The 24,584-nt window shown below is 67.2% G+C and carries 18 protein-coding genes and 3 tRNA genes; all 21 read right to left on the minus strand.

All coding sequences use genetic code 11. The annotated features are described in order from the left end of the window. A partial coding sequence (locus FJY73_01905; protein ID MBM3319414.1) for an ATP-binding protein occupies nucleotides 1-402 on the minus strand: 402 nt, incomplete at its 3' end. Nucleotides 403-404: 2 nt separating this feature from the next. Beyond that, nucleotides 405-3,017 (minus strand): DNA mismatch repair protein MutS, encoded by a 2,613-nt coding sequence (mutS, locus tag FJY73_01910; protein ID MBM3319415.1) that lies wholly within the window; start codon nucleotides 3,015-3,017, stop codon nucleotides 405-407. After that, nucleotides 3,017-4,030, minus strand: a complete 1,014-nt coding sequence (locus tag FJY73_01915) for an SPOR domain-containing protein (GenBank protein ID MBM3319416.1) — start codon at nucleotides 4,028-4,030, stop codon at nucleotides 3,017-3,019. The genes mutS and FJY73_01915 overlap by 1 nt, the downstream gene beginning before the upstream one ends. Continuing rightward, the gene (locus FJY73_01920; GenBank protein ID MBM3319417.1) at nucleotides 3,973-5,169 is read right to left on the minus strand and encodes a tetratricopeptide repeat protein; all 1,197 of its coding nucleotides are present in this window, start codon (nucleotides 5,167-5,169) and stop codon (nucleotides 3,973-3,975) included. The genes FJY73_01915 and FJY73_01920 overlap by 58 nt, the downstream gene beginning before the upstream one ends. 12 nt (nucleotides 5,170-5,181) lie before the next feature. Further along, nucleotides 5,182-5,508 (minus strand): LapA family protein, encoded by a 327-nt coding sequence (locus tag FJY73_01925; GenBank protein ID MBM3319418.1) that lies wholly within the window; start codon nucleotides 5,506-5,508, stop codon nucleotides 5,182-5,184. Nucleotides 5,509-5,987: 479 nt separating this feature from the next. After that, nucleotides 5,988-6,962, minus strand: a complete 975-nt coding sequence (locus FJY73_01930; GenBank protein MBM3319419.1) for a PorV/PorQ family protein — start codon at nucleotides 6,960-6,962, stop codon at nucleotides 5,988-5,990. A gap of 119 nt (nucleotides 6,963-7,081) precedes the next feature. Further along, nucleotides 7,082-8,305, minus strand: a complete 1,224-nt coding sequence (locus FJY73_01935) for a hypothetical protein (protein ID MBM3319420.1) — start codon at nucleotides 8,303-8,305, stop codon at nucleotides 7,082-7,084. A gap of 22 nt (nucleotides 8,306-8,327) precedes the next feature. Further along, nucleotides 8,328-8,414 (minus strand) — tRNA-Leu (locus tag FJY73_01940). A gap of 29 nt (nucleotides 8,415-8,443) precedes the next feature. After that, nucleotides 8,444-8,515, minus strand: a tRNA-Cys gene (locus FJY73_01945). Between the two features lie 33 nt (nucleotides 8,516-8,548). Continuing rightward, nucleotides 8,549-8,623, minus strand: a tRNA-Gly gene (locus FJY73_01950). A 37-nt stretch (nucleotides 8,624-8,660) separates the two neighbouring features. Then, nucleotides 8,661-9,440: a glycosyltransferase family 2 protein gene (locus tag FJY73_01955; GenBank protein ID MBM3319421.1), complete on the minus strand. Its 780-nt coding sequence runs from the start codon at nucleotides 9,438-9,440 to the stop codon at nucleotides 8,661-8,663. Next, complete coding sequence (locus FJY73_01960) at nucleotides 9,437-9,982, minus strand: SPOR domain-containing protein (GenBank protein ID MBM3319422.1); 546 nt, start codon at nucleotides 9,980-9,982, stop codon at nucleotides 9,437-9,439. The genes FJY73_01955 and FJY73_01960 overlap by 4 nt, the downstream gene beginning before the upstream one ends. A gap of 130 nt (nucleotides 9,983-10,112) precedes the next feature. Then, complete coding sequence (locus FJY73_01965) at nucleotides 10,113-12,116, minus strand: alkaline phosphatase family protein (GenBank protein ID MBM3319423.1); 2,004 nt, start codon at nucleotides 12,114-12,116, stop codon at nucleotides 10,113-10,115. 14 nt (nucleotides 12,117-12,130) lie between these two features. Beyond that, complete coding sequence (locus FJY73_01970) at nucleotides 12,131-13,294, minus strand: glycosyltransferase family 4 protein (GenBank protein ID MBM3319424.1); 1,164 nt, start codon at nucleotides 13,292-13,294, stop codon at nucleotides 12,131-12,133. Further along, nucleotides 13,291-14,385: a glycosyltransferase gene (locus FJY73_01975; protein MBM3319425.1), complete on the minus strand. Its 1,095-nt coding sequence runs from the start codon at nucleotides 14,383-14,385 to the stop codon at nucleotides 13,291-13,293. Before FJY73_01975 ends, FJY73_01970 begins: the two co-directional genes overlap by 4 nt. A 4-nt stretch (nucleotides 14,386-14,389) precedes the next feature. Next, complete coding sequence (locus FJY73_01980) at nucleotides 14,390-15,400, minus strand: Gfo/Idh/MocA family oxidoreductase (GenBank protein ID MBM3319426.1); 1,011 nt, start codon at nucleotides 15,398-15,400, stop codon at nucleotides 14,390-14,392. A gap of 14 nt (nucleotides 15,401-15,414) precedes the next feature. Then, nucleotides 15,415-16,896 carry a sugar transferase gene (locus tag FJY73_01985; GenBank protein ID MBM3319427.1) on the minus strand — a complete coding sequence of 494 codons (1,482 nt, stop codon included), beginning with the start codon at nucleotides 16,894-16,896 and terminating at the stop codon, nucleotides 15,415-15,417. 19 nt (nucleotides 16,897-16,915) lie between these two features. Continuing rightward, nucleotides 16,916-18,019, minus strand: a complete 1,104-nt coding sequence (locus tag FJY73_01990; GenBank protein MBM3319428.1) for a DegT/DnrJ/EryC1/StrS family aminotransferase — start codon at nucleotides 18,017-18,019, stop codon at nucleotides 16,916-16,918. Beyond that, nucleotides 17,995-20,718 carry a hypothetical protein gene (locus tag FJY73_01995; GenBank protein ID MBM3319429.1) on the minus strand — a complete coding sequence of 908 codons (2,724 nt, stop codon included), beginning with the start codon at nucleotides 20,716-20,718 and terminating at the stop codon, nucleotides 17,995-17,997. The genes FJY73_01990 and FJY73_01995 overlap by 25 nt, the downstream gene beginning before the upstream one ends. After that, nucleotides 20,699-22,162, minus strand: coding sequence for an O-antigen ligase family protein (locus FJY73_02000; protein ID MBM3319430.1), 1,464 nt, complete (start codon nucleotides 22,160-22,162; stop codon nucleotides 20,699-20,701). The genes FJY73_01995 and FJY73_02000 overlap by 20 nt, the downstream gene beginning before the upstream one ends. Continuing rightward, nucleotides 22,159-24,582, minus strand: coding sequence for a hypothetical protein (locus tag FJY73_02005; GenBank protein MBM3319431.1), 2,424 nt, complete (start codon nucleotides 24,580-24,582; stop codon nucleotides 22,159-22,161). The genes FJY73_02000 and FJY73_02005 overlap by 4 nt, the downstream gene beginning before the upstream one ends. Nucleotides 24,583-24,584: the final 2 nt, after the last annotated feature.

Genomic DNA, 24,584 nt, shown 5'->3' on the forward strand with positions numbered 1-24,584 from the left:
CTCTTCGCGGATCAAACGTCCGGCGCGAAGAACGAGGCGAGTCCCCTCCCCCCCTTCGGGAGCGGTGAGAAGCTCGACCTCCGCCACCGAGGCGATGCTCGGGAGCGCCTCGCCCCGAAAACCGAACGTGGCGACACGGAGGATGTCGTCGGCGTCCCGGATCTTGCTCGTCGCGTGGCGCGCGAAGGCGAGGCGCGCGTCCTCGGCGTCCATTCCGGCGCCGTCGTCGGCGACCTCGATGAGAGCGCCGCCCCCCTCCTCCACGCGGACCTCGATCGCCCGCGCGTCCGCATCGAGCGCGTTCTCGACGAGCTCCTTCGCGACCGAGGCGGGGCGCTCGACCACCTCCCCCGCGGCGATCCGGTTCGCCGCCGACTCCGGGAGCACGCGGATCTTCGCCATCGCTACGCCCCTCCGTTCGCGGGGCCGAGCCGGGACTTCCATTCGTGCAGGAGCCGAAGCCCTTCGAGCGGCGGAAGGCGGTCGGGGTCGATCTCCCGGATCTCGTCCGCGATCCGCTCCTCCTCGCTCCGGAAGAGCGGGATCTGGCGGGGGACCCCCTTGCCGAGCACATCGATCGGCTTCGTCACGTGCTCGCGCTCGAGGTGCGCGAGAACCTCCTTCGCTCGCCGCACGACCTCCTCGGGAAGCCCGGCGAGGCGCGCGACCTGGATGCCGTAACTCCGGTCGACGCTCCCCGGGACGACCTGCCGGAGGAAGACGACGCGGTCGCCGTACTCCTTGACGAGGACGGAGAAGTTCCGCACGCGCGCGAGTTCGTCCGCGAGGACGGCGAGCTCGTGGTAGTGCGTCGCGAAGAGCGTCTTCGCGCCGACCTCCTCGTGCCGGTGCAGGTACTCGACCACCGCCCACGCGATCGAGACCCCGTCGAACGTCGAGGTCCCGCGCCCGATCTCGTCGAGAAGGACGAGGGAGCGCGGCGTGGCGTTGTGGAGGATGTTCGCCGTCTCGGTCATCTCGACGAGGAAGGTGCTCTGTCCGCGCGCGAGATCGTCCGCCGCGCCGACCCGGGTGAAGATCCGGTCCGCCGCGCCGAGCTCCGCGCTCTCCGCCGGCACGAAGGAGCCGGCCTGCGCGAGGATCTGGATGAGCGCGACCTGGCGAAGATACGTCGACTTCCCCGCCATGTTGGGGCCGGTGAGGATGTGGATCTGGCTCTCCGCCGCGTCGAGGTCGGTGTCGTTCGGCACGAACCGTCCGGGGCCGAGGATCGCCTCGACGACCGGGTGCCTTCCCGCGCGAATCCGGATTCGGTTCTCGCCGTCGACCCTCGGGCGCGCGTACTTCCTACGGACCGCGCAGTCGGCGAGGGCGAGAAGGACGTCGATCGCGGCGGCGGCTTCTCCGATCCTGCGGATCCGGGGCCCCTCCGCGGCGGCGGCGGCCCGCACCTCGACGAACCGCTCCTCCTCGAGCGCGCGGATCCGCTCCTCGGCGCCGAGGATCCGCTCCTCCTGCTCCTTGAGCTCGGGCGTGATGTACCGCTCGGCGCCGACGAGCGTCTGTTTCCGCGTGTACGAGGGGGGCACCTCTTGCGAGCGGCTCTTGGAGACTTCAATATAATATCCAAAAACTTTGTTGTAGCCGACCTTGAGGTTCGGGATGCCGGTCTTCTTCCGCTCGCGCTCCTGGAAGCCGGCAATCCATCCCCGTCCGTCCGTGCCGATGCTCCGGAGATCGTCGAGCTCCGCGTCGAAACCCTCGCGGATCACCCCCCCCTCCTTCATCGAGAGAGGGGGCTCATCGACGATCGCGCGCTCGATGAGATCGGCGAGCGCATCGAGGCTCTCCGCCCGCTCCGCGAGGGCCGCGAAACGCCGGCTCTCGGCGCCCGCGAGGCGCTCCCGAAGGTGCGGCACGAGGCGGAGCGAGCCTTTGAGCGCGACGACGTCGCGCGGGGTGCCGCGGCCGAGAACGATCTTCCCCGCCAGCCGCTCGAGATCGCCGAAGCGGCGGAGGAGATCGCGAACCTCCTCCCGCCACGAGGAGCGGCGGACCGCCTCCGCCACCGCTTCCAGGCGCTCCTCGATCCTCGCCGGATCGACGAGCGGGCGGAGGAGCCAATCGCGAAGAAGCCTCCCCCCCATCGCGGTGACGGTGGCGTCGAGAACGCCGATCAGCGTCCCGCTCTCCGCCCCCTCGCGGATCGGGCGGAAGATCTCGAGATTTCGCCGCGTGGTCTCGTCGAGGATGAGGTGATCCCGCGTCCGGATCGGGAGGACTCGGTCGATGTGGCGAAGGTCGGTCCGTCCGAGCGCGCGGAGATAATCGAGGAGAGCGGCCGCGGCGGCGAGCCCGCCCGCGAGGTCCGCGCACCCGAAGCCATCGAGCGTCTCGACCCCGAGATGATTCTTGAGGGCGCGCTCCCCGCTCTCGGCGTCGAACTTCCAATCCTCGACGTGCGTGAGGGAGGGCTCGCGGCTTCCCGCGGCGGTGAGAGAGAACGAACCGCGCTTCCCCTCCGGAAGGAGGAGCTCGGAAGGCTCGAAGCGGGCGACCTCCTCCGCGATCTCCTCGTCCGCGATCTCGCCGATTCGGAAATCGCCGGCCGCGAGGTCGATCGCCGCGATCCCCCACGCCCTCTTCTCTCGCCCGGCGCCCGGCGCGAGCGCGACGAGGTAGTTCGGGCGCTTCCCCTCGAGGAGGCTTCCGACGAGGGCGGTCCCCGGCGTGATGACCTCGGTCACCTCGCGCCGCACGAGGCCCTTCGCCTTCTTGGGATCCTCGGTCTGATCGCAGACGGCGACCTTGCAGCCGAGGCGAAGGAGGCGGTCGATGTAGTGATCCGCCTTGTGCCAGGGGACCCCGGCGAGAGGGATCGGCGTCTCCTCTCCCTTTGATCGCGTGGTGAGCGTGAGCCCGAGGAGCTGCGAGGCGACCTCCGCGTCCTCGTGGAACATCTCGAAGAAGTCGCCCATGCGGAAGAAGAGGATGGCGTCCGGATGCTGCTCCTTCACCGCCCAGTACTGGCGCATCATCGGCGTCCGGGCGTCCATCACTCGTCTTCCGGAAGCGCGCGGACGATGTCCCCCCCGAGCCCTTGCCGAGAGAGGTGTTCTCTCGCCGTCTGCGCCTCCTCGGGCGTGGCAAAGGGGCCGACGCGGACCCGATAGAGAACGCGTCCTTCTCCGCCGCTCGGATAGACGTCGATCGCGCCGACCCCCCGGGCCCTCTCGCCGGCGACGAAACGCCGGGCATTGCTTTCATCCTCGAAGGAAGCGATCTGAACATAATAGACGGCGAGGATCGTGTCCCGAGGGGGCGGGGCCGGAGGAGCCGCTGCTTCCGCGGCAACTTCCTCCGGGGCGCGCCGCGGCGTCTCCCCGGAGCCGGCGGCGGCCCGATCCTCGCGCGTGTCCGCCCCCTCGAGACGAGCCTTGAGGAGGAGCGCCGGGGCGCTGAAATCGTGCCTCCCGGCGAGAAGAGGTTTCAACACCGATGCCGCCCGATCGAGGGAACCCTTCCGAGAGAGCGCCTCGGCAGCGAGGTATCGGGCGCGGATCGCGGGGGGTGCGTCTCTTCCGTTCTCGGCTGTCCCGAGGAGAAGCTGGATTCCCGAATCGACTTCTCCCGCCGCGACGAGCGCGAGCCCGCGCCAGCAGGATGCGTCCATCTTCTCCTCCCCCGCGAGCAGCCTCGCCGCCTTCCCGAAATCGTCGGCGGCCGCCCGGTACGCGCCGACCGCGAAGCGATAGCGCCCGAGCGCGAACCAAGCGCGCGGGTCGTCCCAGCGATCGGCCAGGCGGGCGAGGCGCTCGAGGTAGACCGGGCCGTCCGGCTCGAGCTCGTTCCAGCGGAAGAGCGCCTCGTTTCCAAGCGCGCTCCCCTCGTGTTCATCGGCGATGCGCCGGAGCTCGGCGCGCGCCTCCTCGGCCTCTCCCGCGGCGAGAAGCTCGTCGGCGGCCGAGAAGATGCCACCCACGGCCGGCGCGCTTCCGATCGCGAGCGGGATCAGGATCGCGAGGAGGAGGTCGCCGGACCGGGAGCGGCGGCGTTCCACGTCAGGCATTGGGGGCACCTCCAGAACGGTTCCTCGCCGGGAAAGCCGCAGCGGGGGCACGCGAGGGGGGGCGTGGGGATCGGGTTCTCTTTCAGGAAGTCGGCCGCCTCGCGGACCGCCCGTTCGGGGGTCCGGTTCGTGCACAAGAGATAGAGAAGCCGGCTTCGCGCCGCAGAGGATGACGGATCGCTCTCCACCGCGCGCCGCGCGGAGTCGATCGCCTTGTTGTCCTCCCCTCGCCGGGAGTAGAAGTCCGAAAGGGCGAGAAGCGTCGGCGGGTTCTCCGGCGCTCGGCCGAGAATCGCTTGGAAGACCTCCTCCAAGCGGTTCAGGTTTCCGGTTTCGAAGAGAGCCTGCTCGAGGCGATCGAACGTGACGTAGGCCAGTTCCGGCGCCGCCTGGTGGAAACGCTCCCAATACCCGATCGCCTCCTCCATCTCGCCCGCGTCGTACGCGATCGCGCCGAGCCGGTAGAGAGCCTCGGCGCATTCCGGATGAAGCTTCAACGCTTCAAGAAAAATCAGCTTCGCGCGTTCCGCATCCCCCGCTTGGAGGACCGAGCTCCCGCAGATCGCGCGGTAGCGGGCCAGCTTCTCCGGCGCCTTCTCCTTCCGGATCTTCATCCCTTCCCGGAAAAGCTCGTAGGCCTCGTCCCATTCCGAGCGCCGCTCGTGGAGGGCGACCATCTTCGAGCGGATCCTCGCGTTCTCCTTGTCGTGCGCCAGAAGGCCGGAGAGGACCTGGAGCGCCTCTTCGGTCCGGCGCAGCGCGAGAAGATCGTCCGCGATCGCCTCGCGGACGCGCGCCTTCTCCTCGGCGCTCAGCTTGCGGCGAAGGATCGTCCCGACGTCGAGATCGCGATGGATGCGGAGCGCGCGGTCGAGCGCCCCCCGCTTCCGGAGCAGACTGCCGAGCCGAAGGTACGCGTCGGTATTCGTCGGATCGACCTGGACGGTCTGTCGAAGCTCCCGGAGCGCGTTCTCCTCGTCCCCTTCGAGAAGCGCGTTCAGCGCTTCCACGTAGCGAGGGCGCGGCGCGGGTCTTCTCCGTCGGAGAATCCAGACGATCAGCCCGGCGACCGCAAGAAGAAAGAGGAGGCCGAGCAGAAGGACGGCCGGGGATTCGGGTCTGCCGTAGTTGCCCAGCATGCGGGTTCCGTTCTATGGCCTTTCGGAGAGCGGGTTGCCTTCGTCTTCATCGACGACCGGAATGTTCCGGAGGGCGATCAGCTCCTTCTCGTATTGCTTGTTCCGCATTCGGAGCTCCCGGATCCGAAACTGCAGCCGGATCGTGTGCACGAGAAGGTACAGGAACGTGAGCAGGGACCCGAGGAGGAACGCCAGGAAGAGCGCGAGCACGAGCGGGACGTCGTAGAACGTTCCGAAGTACAGATTGAGCTTGACCCGCGGTTCCGGGTTCAGGACGGCGATGCCGAGCACGAGCAAGAGAATCAGAAGGAGCAGGAAGGACGTCAGGATTCGGCCCACGGTTTGTTCCCGCCTTTCCTCGGTGGATCCGCTTCCGTGTCGGGATTCTAGGGGGCTCGGCGGGGTCTGTCAATGCCCTTCGGGCGCGGGTCTTGCGCCGCGCCGCTTCTGTCTCCCGTGTCGTCGGACGCGCGGGTCCCAGACGACGAGGTCTGTCTTGCTCCGGAGACGGGGGGCGGGGCAGAGCGGCGAGTTGCCGCGCGCCGCGCGCGGCATGTTTGAGCAAGCGAGCCTCACCCTCGGCGCCGGAGCTTCCCGTCTTCGCTGGATCGGATCCGCGTTTTCCTGTCGCCGCCACCCGCCGTGGTTGCGTTGGTGAACGGCGGGTCTCTCCTTCGCGCCGCATGCGCGAAGGAGCTTCCTCGCCACCCCGTCGCTCTTCGCGACGGGGAGCCCCGGCTCGGTCGTGTCGGCGGCTGTCCGCTCGATGCTCGCCAGTCGCCCTTTCGGGCTAGGAAATAGGGTATCAGGTACCGAATTTAGAAGGCGAACGAGCCGGAGACGCGGTGCGTGTCGTCGAGGTCCGCGTTCGTGAGAAACGCGTAGTCGAGAGAGAGCGCGTTCCCTCCGAACGGAATCCGGAAGCCCGCGCCCGCGGCGAAGGCGTTCTCCCCCGAGCGTTCCTGTCCGAGCCGAAGCGCGAGGCGTTCGCGGAAGAAGTACTCGAGCCCGAGCCGGAGGTCGGCGCTCGCCTCGCCCATCCAGTAGGCGGTCGCGTACTTCCTCCCCTCGAAGCGCGCGTCGATGTCCGCCGCAAGAGTGAGCCTTCCCCCGATCGAGGGGAGATGAAACGGATACGAAACGCCGAGCTTCACCGTCGGCAGGATGGTTTCCGTCTCTTTCTTCCATGCAAGAAACGTCGTGGTCGCGTCCTGCACGTTGATCCCGACAGAGAGACGCCTCCACGGGCGGAGCAGGGTCCCGACGTCGAAGCCGATTCCGAGGGCGGAATCGTCGCCGATGCTCTTGCGGAGGATCTTCGCGCTCCCCCCGACCGCCGCCCAACTCTTCCAGAGGCGGCCGTACGAGAAGAAGAAACCCCACTCCGCGTCGCTCACCCAGCGGGAGACGTACGGCCGGAGCGTCGTCGAGTCGAGCTCCGTGTAGCCGATGTCGTCGATCCCGGTCCGCACGAACGAGAAGCCGAACGCGGCGCGGTTCTCGTTCGCCGTTCCGAGCTGCTGCACGAAGCTCCCTGCGTCGTAGTTCACGAGATCCCCGAACCGTTCCGAGTGCATGAAGACGATCTCGCGCCGCTCGACGAAAATCATGCCGGCCGGATTCCAGTAGCCGGCGGTCGCGTCGTCCGCGACGCTGACGAACGCGCCCCCCATGCCGAGAGCGCGCGCCCCGATTCCGGTCGCGAGGAACTCGCCGCCGTACTTCGCGAACCCGAATGATTCCGGCGCGAGACCGATGAGGAGGAGCCCTGCGAGAAGCCCACTTCTTTTCATGCTGCCGACGAATTTCCTTTCGGGAGCCTTTGGCCGGCCGAGGCGCGGCCGTGTGGGGGGCTCAATCGCGGGTCGGAGCCGAACTCCAAGGTGAATTGTACCCCTTCCGCGCTTCCGGGTCAAGACCACCTCCCCTTTCTTCCTTCCCAGAGGGCCCGAAGCCGGGAAAGCTCTCCCCCCTCCCTCGCCGCCGGGCGCCCCGCCCGCTCGAGCTCCCCCCTCCTCCGTTCCCTCGCTCGCTTCATCGTTTCGACCGCGCGATCGAAATCGTAGAGGGCGTTTCCTTCCCCCCAGGTGAACGGCGGGACGTAGCCCCCGACGAGCCCCCTCTCTCCGAAGAGGTTGCTCGCCGCGCCGACGACGGCCCCCGTTCCGATCCGCGTTCCGATCGCGCTCTTCACGTGGTCCCCGATGAAGCAGCCGAGCTTCCGAAGCCCGGTGTCGACCGAGCCTTCTCCCCAGTCGACGCGGATCGTCCCGTAGTTGTTCTTTAGGTCCGAATTGTTCGTGCCGGCGCCGAGGTTGACCCACTCCCCGACGTACGCATGCCCGAGAAAGCCCTCGTGCTGCTTGTTCGAGAAGGCGCCGAAGACGGTCTCCTCCACCTCGCCCGCCGCCCGGCTCCCCTCGCCGATCGTCGTCCCGGGCCCGATGCGGGAGCCGGACTTGATCCGTGCGTCCGGGCGGATCCAGAGAGGTCCCCGGAGCACGGCGTGCGCCTCGATGGCGGCCCGCTCCCCGATGCGGACCGGGCCGCCCTTCGCGTCGAGGAGGACGAACGGTTCGATCGCCGCGTCCTTCCCGAGGAAGACGCCCGCTTGTCCGAGGACGCGCGCGTCGGGAAGGTCGCCGCCGGATGCGGGCGCGTACGTGAAGCAATCAAGATCGGGGCGCCGGCGGCACGCGTCGAGAAGGGACCCGTCCTCTCCGATACGGCGCGCGTTCCCTGCCACGAGGTCCCACGGGTTCTCCACGATCGCTCCCGATCCCTCGGATGCCGGAAGATCCCCGCGAAGGTCATCGAGGAGCGGATCGTCCCCGCCGCCCGCGGCGCGTTTGGAATCCGCGAGGACCGCGAGGATCCTCCCTCCGTGCGTCCACGCGCGCGGCCGATCGCCGTTCGTTCGGATCGTCTCCGCGAGCGACGGCTCCGGGATCGAGAGCCGGTTCACGAAGAGAACGCATTCCGACTCGCTCGTGTCGAACCCCGCATCGAAGAGAACGAGACGCCAACGCTCCTCGAACGTGAAGCCCCCGAAGAGAAGGCGCTCGAGAGGGCGGACCGGAAAAAGACCGCGAAAGGGGCCGCTCCGGGCTTCGTCAGCGAAGAGGACGCGGGCCAAGGGCCTCTCCTGGGCGGCGTCGTGCCGAGGGCCGGACTCGAACCGGCACGAAGTTGAGAACTTCAGCGGATTTTAAGTCCGCGGCGTCTACCCGTTTCGCCACCTCGGCGCTTGCGGGCGGAAACGGAGCGGAGAGAAAGGCGGCACCCGGATTCGAACCGGGGATCAAGGATTTGCAGTCCTCTGCCTTAGCCACTTGGCTATGCCGCCTCGCGCAGGCTCGCAGGGCTTCATGGACGACGATGGAGCGGGAAACGGGACTTGAACCCGCGACATCCACCTTGGCAAGGTGGCGCTCTACCACTGAGCTATTCCCGCTCTCCATAACAACGAACGTTCGGGCGGCGGCCCTCCGTCACGCGTCCGGATAGAACCGCTCGCCCCTCTTCCGGTAACGACCGGCCCAATCATAGTACCGGATCCGGAGCAGGTCAACCAGCATTCGGGACGCATCCCGAAGCGGATCGACGCGCGTGTCCTCCCGGTTGATCCAGACGACCGGGATCTCGCGGACGGCGAGCCCGTGTTTTCGGGCGACGAAGAGGATCTCCACGTCGAAGCTGTATCGATCAATGCGGAGGAGCGGCAGAAGCGGAAGGAGCGCGCTTCGCCGAAACGCCTTGAAGCCGCATTGGGTGTCCGAGAACCCGGAGAGGGAGAGAAGGCGGACGATTCGATTGTAGACCCGTCCCATCGTCTCCCGATACCACGGCTGGCGGACGCGGACATCCGACCCCGGGAGGTCGCGCGAGCCGATCGCGAGGTCGCACCCGGCCTCCAGAGCGGCGAGCAGCTTCTCCGCTTCCTCGATCGGCGTGGAGAGGTCGGCGTCCGAGAAGAGAACGAACGCGCCCCTCGCTTCCTCGATCCCGCGGCGGACCGTGTATCCCTTCCCGCGGTTCGTCTCGTTCCGAAGGGGGCGGCATTCCGGGCGGCGCTCGGCGAAGGCGCGCGCGAGGCGGCTCGTTTCGTCGCCGCTCCCGTCGTCGATCGCGAGGATCTCGAAGGGCGCGCCCCGCCCGGAGAGGTACGCGTGAATTCGTTCAAGAGACGCGGGGAGGACCTTCTCTTCGTTGAAGGCCGGCACGACCACCGAGAGGCGCGGAGGGCTCCCCGGGCTCTGTGGATCGCTCAACGCTCGTCCCCGGCGGTCCGCATCACGAGCGTGGCGGTGACCCAGGCTTCGTCGAAGCCGGCGTCCTTCGCCCGATCGAGGAGGAGGCGCGCCTCCTCCCGCGTGAGGCAATCCCCGACCCGGACCTTGTAGTACGGCTCCAGGTACTCGACGTAGATCTTCTCACGGAAATGCGCTCGCGCGGACTCTGCGAACGCCTTTGCCTTTTCCGGTTCGCGGGTCGCGTAGAGCTGCACGCGATATCCGGAGACGTGCCGGACGGCGATCGAGGCCGACTCGGGCGGCGCGGACGGCAGGGGCAGCGGCTCGTCCTCAGGTACGGCGTGAAGAACCGGCTCGGCCTCCTCCGCGGGAAAGGCGACCGACCGTCTCTTCTCCGCGGCGGTCGTCTCGGGAGAGCGAACGTAGGTGTCGATCTCTTCCGCTTCGGTCTTTCGGACCGGCTCGCCCGAGCCGCGCGGTTCGAGGCCGGCGCAACCGAGGACGCCCGCGATCAGGAACACGGCGAGCGAGGCTCCCGCCGGACGCATGATCTGTCTCATGGCGATCCCCCTCCTCGCTTCCACTATAGCCGGAGCGCGCGTGAGGGTTCAAGGGGAAGACGAACCCGGTCGGGAAACGGTGACCGACACCCTCGGGAAGACGGTGTCGGTCGCTAGCATTCCCTCGCCACTAGTTCAGGTAGCCCAGGGCGCGGAGCTGCTCGCGGAGCATCGCGTCGTCGGCGTCCCCTCCCTCTTCGGGGACCGGAGAGGTGAGCACATAGGTCTCGGCGACGGGAGGATGCGCGGCGAAGTGCGCCTCCTCGAACGCGGGCGCGAGAACCCTCCCGACCATCGCCTCTCCGACCGGAAGCCCCATCATGTAAAGGGCGGTCGGGGCGACGTCGTACAGGTCCGCGTCTCCCCCGAGCGCCCCGCGGCGGATGCCGGGACCCTTGACGAGGAGGATCGCTTCCAGGCTGTGCTCGCCGGAGATCTTCGCGTAGGTCTCCTCGACGACCTCGCTCGCCGGGAACGACCCGCGTCCCGGAACGACGAGCCGCTCCGCGGCGACCTCTCGGACCGGCAGAACGGTGACGATGAAGTTCCCTATCTCGTCGATGTTCACCCCGAACACCGGCTCCCCCGTCCGCTCGACGCGGACGTCGCGGATGAAGGCATCGAGCCCGGGCGGGAGGTCTCGGCCTCGTTTCGGCTTGAGGTGCATGGTCGAGGCGAGGTTGACGCCGTCGATCGTCTCGTCGAGCCCGAGCGCCCGGAGGAAGTTCTCCGTCCGGATGAGGCGGACCGCTCCCGACTCCTCGGTCTCGATCGCCTGCTGGCCGTGGTCGGAGACGACGAGAACGGACACGTTCTCCGGCGCGAACCGGAGGATCTTCGCCATCACCCGGTCGGTCGCCTCGTAGATGTCCGGGATGTGATGGCGGTGGCGGGCCGCTTCTTCCGGCGTGACATCCGCGAACTTTTCGGGCTCGAAGTATTTCCAGCAGTAGTGGCAGGTCACGTCGATCGCGTTGTCGTAGAACGCGGCGAAGCGGGGCGTGTGCCTCTCGTACAGCTCGAGGAAGACGTCGCTATGGATGAGCATCTTGAGGCGGCGGAGCGCGACGGTCTTCTCGGTGAAGTCCATCCGCCCGGTCATGACCTCGAACGCGGAGCGGAAGGTGGAGAGCTTCACGCCATATTGGACCATGCGGACGGAGAACTCCGCGTACTTCCCGAGATTCCGCTTCCTCCCCCCCTTTTCGAGCATGGCGAGCTCGCGGATGAACTGAAGCTCCTTCGGGTAGGTTTCCGGACCGCGGGCGAAGAGATCGGGGATGAGGAAGCCGGGAACCGGGCGCGGCGGCCAGGTGACCGGCCATCCGAGGAGGCCGATCGTCCATCCCTTCTGCTCGGCGATATCCCACAGCCGCGGCGCGCGGACGTCCGACGCGGAGCTGTAGAAGCTCTCGACCCCGTGCGTCCAGAGAGGAACGCCGCTCCCGATCGTGGTCCAGAGGATCGGCGACATAAGCGGCGGGATCGACTCGAGGTCGAAGCGCGTGCCTTCCTGTTGAAGGGCGCGGAAAGTCGGGAGCCTCCCCTCGGCATCGAGCGGATCGATGATCTTCCATGTCGCCGCGTCCACGCCGAGGATGAGCAGGCGCGGCTCGTCGTCGAGCTCGATCGGCCGGTGGGAGAGCCAGGACCCGACCGGCGGAAGAAGAAGGAGCGCCGCGACGGGGAGAAGAAGAAGCGCCGGTCGCGGCCTTCCTTCGGCGAGAAGAACGCGCGCGAGCAGGCGCCCGATCTGGTAGCCGCCCGCGAGGAGGAGCACGAAGCCGATCGCCCCGGCGGCGAGCACGAGCGCGCGCGATTCGAGAAAGAGCCGCGCCGCCTGAAGGTAGAGGAGCGAGCCCCCGATCGGCGCGGCGACGAGGGCGACGAAGACGCCGAGAAAGCGTGCCCCGCCCTGCCCGGGATCCCGCGGCGAGAGGAGGCCGACGATCGCCGCGAGCACGAACAAGGGAACCGATGCGGCGAGCGGCAGGAGAACGAAAACGAGCCCTCCCGCCCTCGCGGAATCGATGAAACGCTCGTTGAGGGAAAGAAGCGCGAGGGCCGCGAGAAGGGCGGTCCACGCGGCGGCGAGCACCGCGAGCAGCCACGAGCGGAAGGCGAAAGCGCGCATCACGAGTCCTTTCTCTATGAGGAAGCTTCCCCTAGAAGATCGGCATAGACCTCCGCCAGCCTGACGGATGCGTTTCGCCAGCCGTGGCGTTCCCTGGCCAGGCGGGTCGCCTCCGGGTCCGGCTCCACTCGGTCCAAATGATAAGAAAACCGGTCGACCCGCGCGACCGTGACGTGCTCGAGAAGGTCGTCGAAGCCGCGCATGCCGAACGCGGTCGAGATCACCGGGAGGCCGGATCCGAGGTACTGCAGGACCTTGATGTTCGAGCCGGACCCGAAGCGGATCGGGTTCAGGCCGATGTCCGCGGCGCGGAAGTAGGGGACGATATCCGGGACCGGGCCGGTGAAGAAGACGCGGTCGCTCGCGGAACGCTCGAACGCGCGGCCGATCCCCCCCGCGACGAGAAAGAGAACGCCGGCCGGCGCATGCGGGGCGATCGCGCGGAGGATCGACTCGACGGCGTCCCGGTTCGGGGAGACATCCGAGCCGGCGAAGAGGGCGATGCGGCGCGCGGCCGGAAGCCCGAGACGCGCGCGGATCGCGCGCTTCTCCTCGTCGGTCGCCGGTCGGAAGCGCTCCTCGTCGAAGCCGTTCGGGACGACGGCGATCTTCTCCGGGTTCGCACCGAACGCGCGGACGAACTTCTCGCGATCCTCCTTCGTCGTCGCGAGCACCCGATCCGCGCGAAGGACGGCGTTCCGCTCGAGCGCGGCGAGCTTCGCGGCGTGGACGCGCGGGAAGAGGAAGCGCCGAATCTCCCCTTCGTACCAGTCGCTCTCGAAGTTGTGGCTTCCGTAGACGACGGGGATCCCCCGCGGCACGCGGCGCATCCAGGGCGTCAGCCAGAGGGAATCGAACTGGACGAGATCCCACTCTTCCCGAAGCCTGCGCGCCGCGGCTCCGGGAAAGAGGTCGTGCGCGGCGGAGACGTGAAAGAACGGAACCGCGCGCATTCTTTCGATGTAATAGAAAAGGGTCTGAAGCGGCGAGCGGAGGCGGATCTCGAGCACGCCGCCGGGAAGACGTCTCTCGCCGGCGGGGCCCCGGAGGCCGGTCAGCGAGACGAGCGTCCGCTCGTACGCGTCCGGAAGATGGCGGTACAAGCTCCCGATCCGCTCGGCCCCCGCGCCGAGGTTCTCGTCGATCGGAATCGAGGAGAGGCCGAGAATCTTCTTCATGCTTCATATACCCGGCGGTACGCCTCGAGCATCCGCTCGAACGAGAACTCGGTCTTGGCGCGCTTCCGGGCCGCCTCCGCCCGTTGCCTGGATGCGGCGGGATCCGAGAGAGCCTCGCGCATCGCCTCCGCCAGCGCTTCCGCGTTCTCGGGGGGGACGAGAAGCCCGTCGGTTCCGTGGCGGATCGCCTCGACGCTCCCGTCGACCGCCGTGGCGACGATCGGAACGCCGGCCGCCATCGCCTCGAGGATCGTGAGCGGAAACCCCTCCCATCGCGAGGGGAGAACGAAGAGGTCGAACCGGCGAAGGAACGGCCCCGCGTCCGGCACTGCTCCGGCAAAGCGGACGGCTTCGCCGAAAGCGAGGCGCCGCGCCGCTTCCTCGAGCTCGCCGCGCACGGAGCCTTCCCCCACGATGAGGAGCGCCGCTTCCGGACGCTCCTGTCGGAGCCGCGCGAAGGCATCGAGGAGGAGATCGAACCCCTTCTGCGTCTCGAGGCGCCCGATCGCTCCGATCCGAACGCGCGCCCAAGGAGGGAACGGGTCCTCGCCGCCCTCTTCGCCCTCTTCTCTTCTCTCCCCGATTGGGATCCCGTTTCGGATGATCGTGATCCGGCCGGGATCGATCTTCCAGTAGCGGACGAGGCTCTCTCGGACCGCCTCGGAGACCGCGACGATTCGGTCGTCGAACCGGGCAACGATCCGCTTCGTCGATCGATCGCGAAGGCCGCACGATTCCCACCGCACGTGCTCCGTGGCGACGACCCTTCGGACGCCGGCCCGCTTCGCGGCAAGCGAGGCGAATCGGTCTCCGAGCGGCCAGGTCCTATGGACATGAACGATGTCCGGGCGGATCTCTTCGGCCGCCCGCATGAAGGGGAGTGCGCGCGCCAAGCAATCCGTTTCCTGGAAGGGGATCGCCTCGACGCCGGACCGTCGGAGCTCCTCGCGGAAGGTCTCCGCTTTCTCCGACGCGAAGCAGAGGACCTCCGCCCCTTGCGCCGCGAAGGCGGAGGCCAAGAGAAGTGTGATCCGCTCGGCGCCGCCGAACGATCGCCCCGTGTCCACGTAGAGGATGCGGCGTCCTTTCATCGGATCACGCGAGCGACACGGTCTTCCCGTCCTTGCGGGCCGATTCGGTCGCCGCCTCGAGGCCGCGCACGACGGCGAGTCCCTCCTCCCCCGTCGCGCGCTCGGGCCTTCCGTTCGTGATCGCGCGGAGGAAATGGTTCGCTTCGGTCTTCAGGGGTTCCGAGTCGTCCAGCTTCGGGGTAAAGATGTCGCCGAACCGGTAGGCGAGATGGAACTCGCCGAAAGTCTCGTAGTGCGGCTGCACCGAAACCCCCTTGTCGTAGATTCGGATCTTCTCGAGCGTCTCCACGTCGTCGTAGACGACCATCTTCTTGCTCGCGACGAAGGTCGATCGCCGGATCTTGCACGGGTCGAGCCAGCTCACGTGGATGTGCGCGAGGACATCCCCCGGATAGCGGAGGGTGAGAAACGCGACGTCCTCCACCGGCCGGCGGATGAAGGACTGCGCGTGCGCGCTCACGGAGAGCGGCCGGTTGTTCAAGACGTAGTTCAGGATCGAGATGTCGTGGGGCGCGAGATCCCAGATCACGTTGATGTCTTCTTGGAAGATGCCGAGGTTGACGCGGGTGGAGGCGACGTAGTGGATGTCGCCGATCTCTCCGCTCTCCAGGAGCTGCTTCACCTTGTTCACGGCGGCGGTGAAGAGGAACGTGTGCCCCACCATGAGGGCGCTCCGCTTCTTCTCGGCCGTTTCGACCAGGTCCTCGGCGTCGGCGACGGAGAGGCTGAGCGGTTTCTCGATCAGCGTCGCCTTCCCCGCCTCGAGGAAACGCTTCGCGATCGAATGATGGCTCGCGACCGGCGTCGCTACGACCGCCCCATCCACCTCCGAATCCTCGAGCGCGTCCTCGAGGCGCGTCGTCGTTCGGACGTGAGGATAGAGAAGCCTCATGTGAGCCAGCCGCTGTTCGTTCGTGTCGACACAGTACTTCACCTGGGAGTCCGGAAGCTGGGTGAAGATGCGGATGAAGTTCGGACCCCAGTAGCCGCAACCGATGACCGCGATCTTGTGCATGTCGTTCCCTTCCTCTAGTATGCGCCTCTTCCGAAGAGGATGACCGGAATCGTTCGAAGTAGGATCTCGAAGTCGAGTTTTAAGGACCAATGATCGATGTAGTATAGATCGAGAAGAACCATCTCGTTGAACGGAACCTCGCTCCTTCCGCTCACCTGCCAGAGTCCGGTAAGGCCCGGCTTCGCGTCGAGGCGCCTCTTGTGCCACTCCTTGTAGTATTGCAGCTCGTAGAGGATGGGAGGCCGGGGCCCGACGAGGCTCATCTCCCCCTTGAGCACGTTGTAGAGCTGGGGAAGCTCGTCGAGGCTCGTCTTGCGGAGCATCACCCCGATGCTCGTGACGCGCGGATCGCGGGTCATCTTGTACACCGGTTTCTCGGACGCTTCCCCCTCGATCTTCAGCTCCCGTCCCGAAATGAAGTCGTTCGCGTATTCCCGGTGGATCCGGTCGTCGGTGTCGGTCCGCATCGTGCGGAACTTGTAGAACTCGAAAGGTACTCCCCTCTGCCCCGCGCGGGTCTGCCGGAAGAAGACCGGTCCGGGCGAGAGGATCTTGATGCCGAGCGCGATCATCGCGAAGATCGGAAGAAGAAGAACGAGCAAGATCGCCGCCGTCACCACGTCGAAGAGGCGCTTCACGAAATAGGAAACGCCGCGCATCGGGTTCTCGCGCACGCCGAGCATCGGGATTCCGTCGACCCGCTCGATCGTCGCGTGGGATGCGAAGAGCTGAAACTGGTCGGAGACCATCTTCACGGGGACCTTCCCGCGCATGCAGCGCGAGATGAGGTCGATCATCTGCTCTTCGTTTAGACCGCGGACCGCCACGAAGATCCTCTCGATCTCCTTTTCCTCGACGATCCGCTCGATGTCCGCCGTCGTTCCGAGGATCGGCGCGTCTCCGACCGTTGTTCCCTTCCTCTGCGGATCGTCGTCGATGAAGCCGGCGATCTCGTAGACGTGGTTCATCGTGAGGCGGGCGAGGCGGACGAAGTGGAGGCCCGTCTCCCCCGCCCCGACGACCGCCACGCGGCATCGGAACGGATCGCGCTGCTGATTCCGGAGAATCCTCACGCGGAGGATCCCCACGCGGACCACCGAGAGAAGAAGGATGCAGAGAGCCCAGGCGATCAGGAGCACGAGGCGTCTCTCGAGGAAGTAATGCGTCTTCGTCACGAACGCCGTGGCGAGGATGATGAGGACGCCGATGTTCACGCTGTTGAAGATCCCCATCATCTGGTCGAACACGGAAAGATACACTTCGCGGCGATAGAGCCCGTGGGCGCCGAAGATGAGGATCCAGAGAGCCAAGACCCCGAGAAGCGCGTAGACGTGGACCGGCTCGAACGGGATATGCGTGTCGAAGAAGCCGGAAAGGAGCCGGAACCAGAACGCGGCGAGGAAGCAGGCGACGATCACGGCGGCATCCGTCGCGACCAGCAGGAGGGCGCGATTGCGGGTCTCGCGCCTTCTTCGTTCCGCCCGGCTCTCCCTCATCCCTCTTCCTCTCGATCCTTTAGGCGTGGAGCGCCTCGCGAAGGGCCCCCGCGACCTCGTCGATCTGAGCCTCGGTCAGCTCGGCGTACATCGGGAGCGACAACCCTTGGCTCGCGACCCGCTCCGCGCGCGGGAAGCTCCCCGGCCGATGGCCGAGATGCCGGTACGCCTTGAGGAGATGAACCGGGATCGGATAGTGCAGCCCGGTCGCGATCCCCTTCTCGGCGAGCCGCTCCCTCAGCCGGTCCCTCTCCTCGGAGAGAACGACGAAGAGATGATAGACGTGGCGCCTCCCCTCCCCCTCCTTCGGGAGGACGAGAGGAAGCCCCTGGAGCTTCTCCTTGTAAAGCGCCGCCGCGCGTCTCCGTTTCTCGAGCCATCCCTCGAGATGGCGCAGCTTGACGCTGAGAATCGCGGCCTGGATCGCATCGAGGCGGTGATTGAATCCCTCGATCGTGTGGTCGTGCTTCTCGACGCGCCCGTGATCGACCATAAGGCGCACGTGCGAGGCGACTTCTTCGTCGTTCGTGACGAGGGCTCCGGCATCGCCGTAGGCCCCGAGGTTCTTTCCCGGATAGAAGCTGTAGCAGACGGCCCGCCCGAGCGACCCGAGCTTCTTCCCCTGATAGTGCGCCCCGTGCGCCTGCGCGCAATCCGCGATCACGACGAGGCCGCGCTTCTCCGCGATCTCGAGGATCGGCCCCATGTCGGCGGGTTGTCCGAAGAGATGCACGGGGAGAATGCACCTCGTCTTCGGCGTGATCGCGTCCTCGAGGGCGTTCGGATCCATGTTGTAGAACTCGGGTTCCACATCGACGAACCGGACCGAAGCTCCCGCTTGGGTGATCGCCTCCGTCGTCGCGATGAACGTGTTCGGGACGGTGATCACCTCGTCCCCGCGCCCGATCCCGCAGGAGACGAGAGCGAGTTGAAGCGCCGAAGTTCCGGAGCTCGTTCCGACCGCGAAGCGCGCCCCCACGTACGACGCGAACGCGGTTTCGAACTCCGCGACCGGCTTGCCGCCGATGAAGCTCGTGCTCTCCAGGATCGTGTCGATCGCGCCCCGGATCTCACCCTCGATGCTGCGAAGCTGTGCTTTCAAGTCCACGAACGGTATCGACATCTTTCGGCTCCTCGAAGGGCGGGTCCTCCCCCGCCTCTCTCGTTCGCGAAGAGGTCCGGCCCGCTCTCCGCACGATTCCGATTCTCCGGGGCAAACGGGGGCCGGACGGCCCGCTCGAGAACGTTTCTTGGATCGGTCCCCTTCCGCTCGCCGGAGAGACGGGGCGGGGGGCCCGCGGCCTGCCGGACGACGAGGCGTCCGACGGCGACTCCGGAAAACGAATCGCGTTCGCTCACGAAGTCCCGCAGATAGTAGTTTCGAATGAAAGAGGACCGCCGGAGGGCGACCTCGAGGTCGTAGAGGCCCGGTTCGAGATCGGCCGGAATCGTCCATCGGATCGTGTCCGCGACGAGCGCTCCGACCGGCCATTCCTCGGGCGGATAGGCCCCTCGTAGGAGGTTCCGCATGGTTCGCGCCCGCGCGAGCCGGCCGGTTCGGATCTCGCGGGCTTTCCGCTCCCACTTCGCCCATGCGCCGCCCGCCGCGCCTCCGGCTTGCACGAGGCGAAGGTAGACCTTGTGTGGGAGCGGATCGTCGGTCTCTCCTTCTTTCGACCAGTAGCAGGCGAGCGCGACCGTTCCTCCCGCGTGGATCGTGTCCGGGGACGCGAGCGCCCCCGCGAGACGAACGCGGTTCGGGAAGAGATGGTCCGCGCGCGAGGCCTCGGCCGGAAGCGCCTCGACGCGGGCGGAGAGAACCGCGGTCTCTTCCCCTCCGCCTTCCGCATCATCATAGCGGAACGCGAACAGGTGACAGCGGTCGCGCGCGTAGATCTCCCGGTAGCGCTTGGGATCGCGCCGGAACTTCTCCAGGGTCGGCTCGTAGAGTCCGGGATCGAGGCTCGCGAGGTAGCTCGTGTATCGATCGCGAAGCCGGAAGTTGATGAGTACATAATCGACATCATAATGCTTGAGAATACGCGCGGTTTCGGCACCGGAGACGTAGGGGCTCATCGACCGGATCATGTCGCGTACGCGCTCTGGCGCGAGCGGGTCGCCGGTCGAGCTGTGCTGCTCGAGAACGGCAATCGTCTTCTGCGGCGTGCAGGCGGGGATCAGGTAGCCGGTGATCGGGTCGGTCGCCACCGCCGCCCGCGCCGGAAGCTCCCTCTCCATGAACGCGAAGAGATCGCTCCACGCCTCGGGTCTGGGCGCGTCGGCGAGCCGGCACGGCTTCGCGGCGAGGCGCATCCGGAGGTCCTCGGCGTCCGCCGAGCGAAGGCTTCCGGCGAAGAGGGCAGAGAGGACGAGAAGCCCCGCGAGCGCGCCGATCCTCCGCGGCGCCGGCTTCCCGCGCGCGGCGGTCTCCGTCCAGCGCGCGGCCAAGAACCCGAGCACGAGGAACTGCCCGCCGAACCAGACGATCCGCCCGAGAAGGTATCCGACGAGGGGGACGAGGAGCGGCGCGAGGAGTGGGTTCAGGATGAGGAGGAACGGGAGGAGCGCCGTCGAGACGGCGAGGAGAACCCCGCGATCCTGGCCCGCCCGGGGGAGGAGGAGAAGGGCGAGCGGAATGCCGGCGAGGCCGAAGAGCCCTACGCGATCGAACGCGAGAAGTGGGTTCGCCGTGTAGAGACGTTCGGTCACGTGCACGATCCCTTGGAGGTGCGTGTGGATCGGGTCGAGCGGCGGGTAGCTCGTCGCGAGCCTCCAGATTCCGATCGGAAGGGCGCCGGCGGCGAGGAAGACGAGGGAGACGAGCGCGGGCTTGCGCGCGCCTCTCCCCGCGGGCGCGATCGCGAGCGCAATCCAGTAGAGCCCGCCGAGAAGGAGCGCGGTGACCGCGGAGAAGACGTGGATCCCCATGAGCGCGAAGCCGGTGAGGAAGAGGCCGACCGCGGGGGCTCTCCCTTCTCGCACGGCGCGGAGCACGAGCCAGAAAGCGCACCAGACCGCCGGAGCGGCGAAGAGGTAGGGAGATGCGCTCCGTCCGAACCAGGCGCCGAACACGCCTCCCTCCCACGAGAGGACGGCGAAGGCGAGAGCGAGAACCGCCGCCCTACTCCGGCCGAGGCTCTCCCGCGCGAGCGCGTGGAAGGAGAGCGCGAAGAGAAACGCGGTGAGCGCGGGGAGCGTGTCATGAACCGCGCGAGCCCCGACTCCCGCGAGCGAGCCGGCCGCCGCCGCGGCCGGAAGGACGAACCCCTTCCGCGAGTCAAGGCGCTGGTCGGTGCTCTTCGCGTAGTAGCTCGTGAGGGGGAAGCACTCCCCCGTGTCCTGAATCTCGCGGAGGACGGCGATGTGGTCGAGAGCGTCGCTCGGGAGCGTCACGAGGCCCCCCTTCGCGAGCGCCGCGGCCGCGATGAGAACCGCGAAGAGAAGAAGCGCCGGCGGCGTCTCCCCCACGGTCCTCCGCGCGCGCGCGAAAAGGACCACGGAGGCAACGAGGAGGAGCGGTCGGACGAGCCAAGCGAAGATCCTCGTGCCGGCCCCCGCAAGCTCCCCCGCGAAGAGTGGAAGAAAGGAGACCGCGCAGGAGACGGGGAAGGCTAGCGCGAGCACGTGTTCCTTCCTTGCGTCGCGCGCGCCCCCTGCGGCGGAGAGAAGCGCGTAGCCGACCGAGAAGAAGATCCCCCCCGCCACCGCGAGGAACCGGATCCGTTCGGGTCCGAGCGGGACGAACGTCGCCGCGAACCCGAGGAGCGCGACGGCGCCCGCGAGGACCGCCGCGATGTCGCCGCTACTCCGGTTCTGCTTCAAGGCGTGCCCTTTCCCTTTCGTCGGCTCTCCGCACGGCGACGCGGCTCGCCGAGACGAGGAGCCCGAGCATCGTCCATGTGAAATGCTGCGTGTTCTCGTACCGCAGGAACGCGATCTTGATCTCGTCCACGAAGAAGATCACGAGGATCCCGGATAAGAGCACGACGGTGTACGCCAGCTCGCTCCGCTGGGTCGCGTAGCGCTTCGCCGCGCGGTAGCTCATGCGAAACGCGCGAAACAGCATCCAATAGAAGACGAGGGCGCCCGGGATCCCGATCGTGTGCGCGAGAAACAGAAAGAGACTGTGCGGGTCTTGGTGATCGACGTTCTTCTCATCCACGCCCTGGAAATAGAAGGGGCCATAGCCGATCCAGGGGCTTTCCTTGATGCGTCCCCATGCCTCGCTCCACCGTTGTGCGCGCGTGTCCGGCATTCCGCTGATGAACTTCGTCTTTCCCAACCGGCCGAAGAGCGAGGCCGTTTCCGTGTACCTGTCCAGGACGAGGGCGGAAGCATAGAAGATCAAGGACGCCGTGATGAGAACCGGAAGGAGCTTCTGGTAGTTGATGATCTTGCGGGCGATCCAAACGAGATAGACGATGCCTGCTATAAGGCTGAGGAAGGCTCCGCGCGTTGCGGTCGCGAGAAGAAGCATGATCGCAATCCCGAGGAGAGGGGTCCAGACGAGCTGCTTCAGCACGGCCCTCTCGTTCAGAACACGGATGAGCAATATCGGGATGAAGATCGCGAGATACTCCGCGAACATCTCGTAATCCCCGAAGACCGAGCCGACGCGGATCCCTTGTACGGTAGCGATCTGCACGCTCTTCACGCGGAGGATTTCGAAAACGTACGCGTAGCGGGGCAGCCATAGCTCCACAATCGCCACGAGCGTGACGAAGCAGAACGATACGAGAAGCGCGTTCAGGACGAAGTGGATGTCCCTCTCCGTCCGAATCAGGTTCACCACCAGATAGAAGATGAGAATCGACGAGATGTAGATGCGGAACTTGGCCACCGCCTGGGCCCAGTGTCCGGGGTCCACCGCCGCGAACGAGATCACGTAGCAGAGGGTGAGAAGGATGAGCGGAACCTCGAGCCCGGACGTGATCGGCCTTCTCTCGTATCCGAGAGCCACGCGGAGAATCCAGAACGCGAAAATAATGAACGCGAAGATGACCGTGGTGCTTCCGATCGTTGTGTACTGCGGGAAGGGGATGATGAACAGCATGAAGCCGACCGACCAGCGGCTCGGCAATAGGAACGCCGCAACGAGGACGGCGGCGCCCATCAGGAACTCGATCATCCGCTTGCTCGGGCTGAGGATCTGTCCGGAGAGGATGAACCCGATCCCGGCCGCAACGAGAAGAGAGACGCCGAGCCCCACGACCTCCGGCCGCACGCTCCGCACCCGCTCGCCGAAACGCCCCGGGTTTGGCCTCACGGAAGCACCTCCAGCGTGTCGAGGACGGTCCATCCGGTTCGGATCGCGCCGCGTTCGAGCCCTCGGATCCTTCGCACCGGAAAGAAACGCGCCTCGTCCGCCGCCGCCTCGATCTCGTAGATCCCCGGCGGAAGATCGGAGGGGACGCGGACGAAATGGCTGTCGGCGACGACGTCCCCTTCCCTCCAGAGGAGGTACGGGTAGTCCGGCTCGCCGAGCAAGAACGCGTTCCACTGGCGCCGCGCCGGATCCCTCCGAAGCGCGAAGCGCTCGGGTGCGCGCATTCCGAGAGGCTGCGCGCGCACATGAAGTTGGACCGGAACCGCCCCGGCGTCCTCTCCCGTGAGCTCCCAGCGGGTGATCAGGACTCCTCCCTCGCCCGGTCTCGCCCGTTCGGCGCCGTACCGGGCCTCCAGAAGAACGAGGCCTGCCGCTGTCGGCTGCCGGAGGTGTGGTCTCCCGAGCGGAGGATCGGCGCGCGGGGAATCCTCCTCGTGCGGGGCGGGGGGGCCGTGGACCTTCCAAAGCGACAAGCCCTCCGGCGCGTCGATCCGTTCGAAGCGCTCCGGGCGTTTCTCGATCGCCTCGCGGCAGGAGCGGAACGACTCGCGCCGGATCGCGACGTTGTACGTTCGAAAGTCGCGCGGGAATCGTTCGTTGATGAGTACATAATCGATCTCATGATCATCGAGAATCGCGTCGGCCGCGCCGGCAGAGAGGCGGCCGAGGAGAAAGCGCTGGCTCTCGGCGAGGCGGCGCGGCGCCTCCTTGTCGTTCGGCGAGGAGTGCTGGTCGAGAATCGCCGCCGGGTGGACGAGGCCCTTCCCGAAAAGGGTGTAGCCGGTCACCGGGTCGGAAAGGAGACCCGCGCCCACCGGGATGCGATCGAGAATCCGCTCGAGAGGAAGCTCCCAATCCATTCTGGTTTCGGGAGTTCCGAGCGGGAGATCGCGGCGCGGCTCCGCCCGGGCCGCCGGGGAGAGAACCGTGGCTCCTACCGCGAGGAGGGCGGCGAGGGCGGGAAGCGCAGCGCGCGCGCGTCGTCTCCCCTCCCACCCCCCGCGGATCGCCGCGGCCGCCACGAACCCGGACGGAACGAGGAGCGGGATCCTCCGCGCGAGGTACCCGGCCTTCTCCTCGACGAGCGGAAAGAAGAGCGGGTTCAGGACGAGGAGGAGAACGACCAGCGACGCCGAGACGAGAAAGACCTCGCCCGCTCCGAAGGGCCGCTCCGGCGGCGCCACGAAGGGGAGCAGGAGAAAGGAGACGAACCCGGCGAGCCCGATCACCTGGGCGAGCGTGATCGGATCGATCACCGAAAGGTTTCCGGGAAGAAGGAGAACCCCCTGACGGTGCAGATGTAAAGCGTTCGACGGGGGATACGCGTGAACGAGCCTGAAGACGAGAAACGGAAGCGCGCCGATCACGCTCCCCGCCAGGAAGTGAACCGCCCCGGGCGCCTCGGAGCGGAGCCTTCGGACGAGAAGGAGCCCCGCCGCGAGCGCGCCGCTTCCGAGCCAAACGAGGATCGCGCTGAAGGCGTGGACGCCGGCAGTTCCCGCGCCGAGGAGAACGGCCAGAAGAGTTCCGCGCGTCTTCCGTTTCCGCCGGGAACTCTCGATCGCGAGCGCGGCCGCCTGGATGTAGAGAAGCGGCCCCGCCTTCCCCGGATAGCCGGCGGCGGCGAACCACTCGTCCTCGAGACCTGCGCGACAGAGAAGAAGGAACGCCCCGGCCGCGACCCAGGGGATCGTCCGCCCTCCGAACACGCTTCCCGCAAGCCAGAAGATCGTGAGCACGAGAAGGGCGATGTGCATCTTTCCGAACAGTGCATAGGCGTCCCCGGGGTCCGTTCTCGACAAGGCGCACGCGAGCGCGAAGAGCGTGTGGTTCGTCCCCTTCCGCGGATCGAGAAGCGCCTCCCGCCCCTTGTGGAAGTACTCGCCCGGCAAGACATCGGCGCGCGCGATCTGGAATCGGACGGTTCCGATGTGATCGGGCGCGTCGGTCCAGAAACCCTCGCGCGGGCTCGTCGTCAGGGCAAGGAGAAGAGCGATGCCGGCGAGAGGCCAGAGGCGTGCGTCCCTCTTCGATTCCGCGCCGGGAGGGTCGCCGGCCCACGCGCTCCAGGCGCCGAGAAGGAGGAACGGCGCGAGAAGGGCTCCGAGCGGAAGGCCGGCGACGTGGAACGCGAGAACGAGAAGAGCGAGGATGCCGTGGCCGATTCCCCACGCGAGCGGAATGCGGATGCGGAGCGGGCTTCCCGGGCGGAGCCGTCCCGCGATCCACCATCCGGGAAAGAGCGCGAGCGCGAGAAACGCGGCCGGGAAGCGAGCTTCCGCCGGGAGCGAGCTCCCGAGCGCCGCCGCGCCCCAAAGGGCGGCGAAGAGCGCGCCGCGGATCCATCTCCCTTCGTTCATCG

Source organism: Candidatus Eisenbacteria bacterium, assembly GCA_016867715.1.
Lineage (GTDB): Bacteria > Orphanbacterota > Orphanbacteria > Orphanbacterales > Orphanbacteraceae > VGIW01.

Excerpts from the sequence above, each read along its gene's own strand:
- FJY73_01965 (MBM3319423.1), bottom strand. The coding sequence starts at position 12,116 with ATGCGCGCTTTCGCCTTCCGCTCGTGGCTGCTCGCGGTGCTCGCCGCC.
- FJY73_01970 (MBM3319424.1), bottom strand. The coding sequence starts at position 13,294 with ATGAAGAAGATTCTCGGCCTCTCCTCGATTCCGATCGACGAGAACCTC.
- FJY73_01975 (MBM3319425.1), bottom strand. The coding sequence starts at position 14,385 with ATGAAAGGACGCCGCATCCTCTACGTGGACACGGGGCGATCGTTCGGC.
- FJY73_01960 (MBM3319422.1), bottom strand. The coding sequence starts at position 9,982 with ATGAGACAGATCATGCGTCCGGCGGGAGCCTCGCTCGCCGTGTTCCTG.
- FJY73_02005 (MBM3319431.1), bottom strand. The coding sequence starts at position 24,582 with ATGAACGAAGGGAGATGGATCCGCGGCGCGCTCTTCGCCGCCCTTTGG.
- FJY73_01990 (MBM3319428.1), bottom strand. The coding sequence starts at position 18,019 with ATGTCGATACCGTTCGTGGACTTGAAAGCACAGCTTCGCAGCATCGAG.
- mutS (MBM3319415.1), bottom strand. The coding sequence starts at position 3,017 with ATGGACGCCCGGACGCCGATGATGCGCCAGTACTGGGCGGTGAAGGAG.
- FJY73_01985 (MBM3319427.1), bottom strand. The coding sequence starts at position 16,896 with ATGAGGGAGAGCCGGGCGGAACGAAGAAGGCGCGAGACCCGCAATCGC.
- FJY73_01920 (MBM3319417.1), bottom strand. The coding sequence starts at position 5,169 with ATGCTGGGCAACTACGGCAGACCCGAATCCCCGGCCGTCCTTCTGCTC.
- FJY73_01915 (MBM3319416.1), bottom strand. The coding sequence starts at position 4,030 with ATGCCTGACGTGGAACGCCGCCGCTCCCGGTCCGGCGACCTCCTCCTC.
- FJY73_01980 (MBM3319426.1), bottom strand. The coding sequence starts at position 15,400 with ATGCACAAGATCGCGGTCATCGGTTGCGGCTACTGGGGTCCGAACTTC.
- FJY73_01930 (MBM3319419.1), bottom strand. The coding sequence starts at position 6,962 with ATGAAAAGAAGTGGGCTTCTCGCAGGGCTCCTCCTCATCGGTCTCGCG.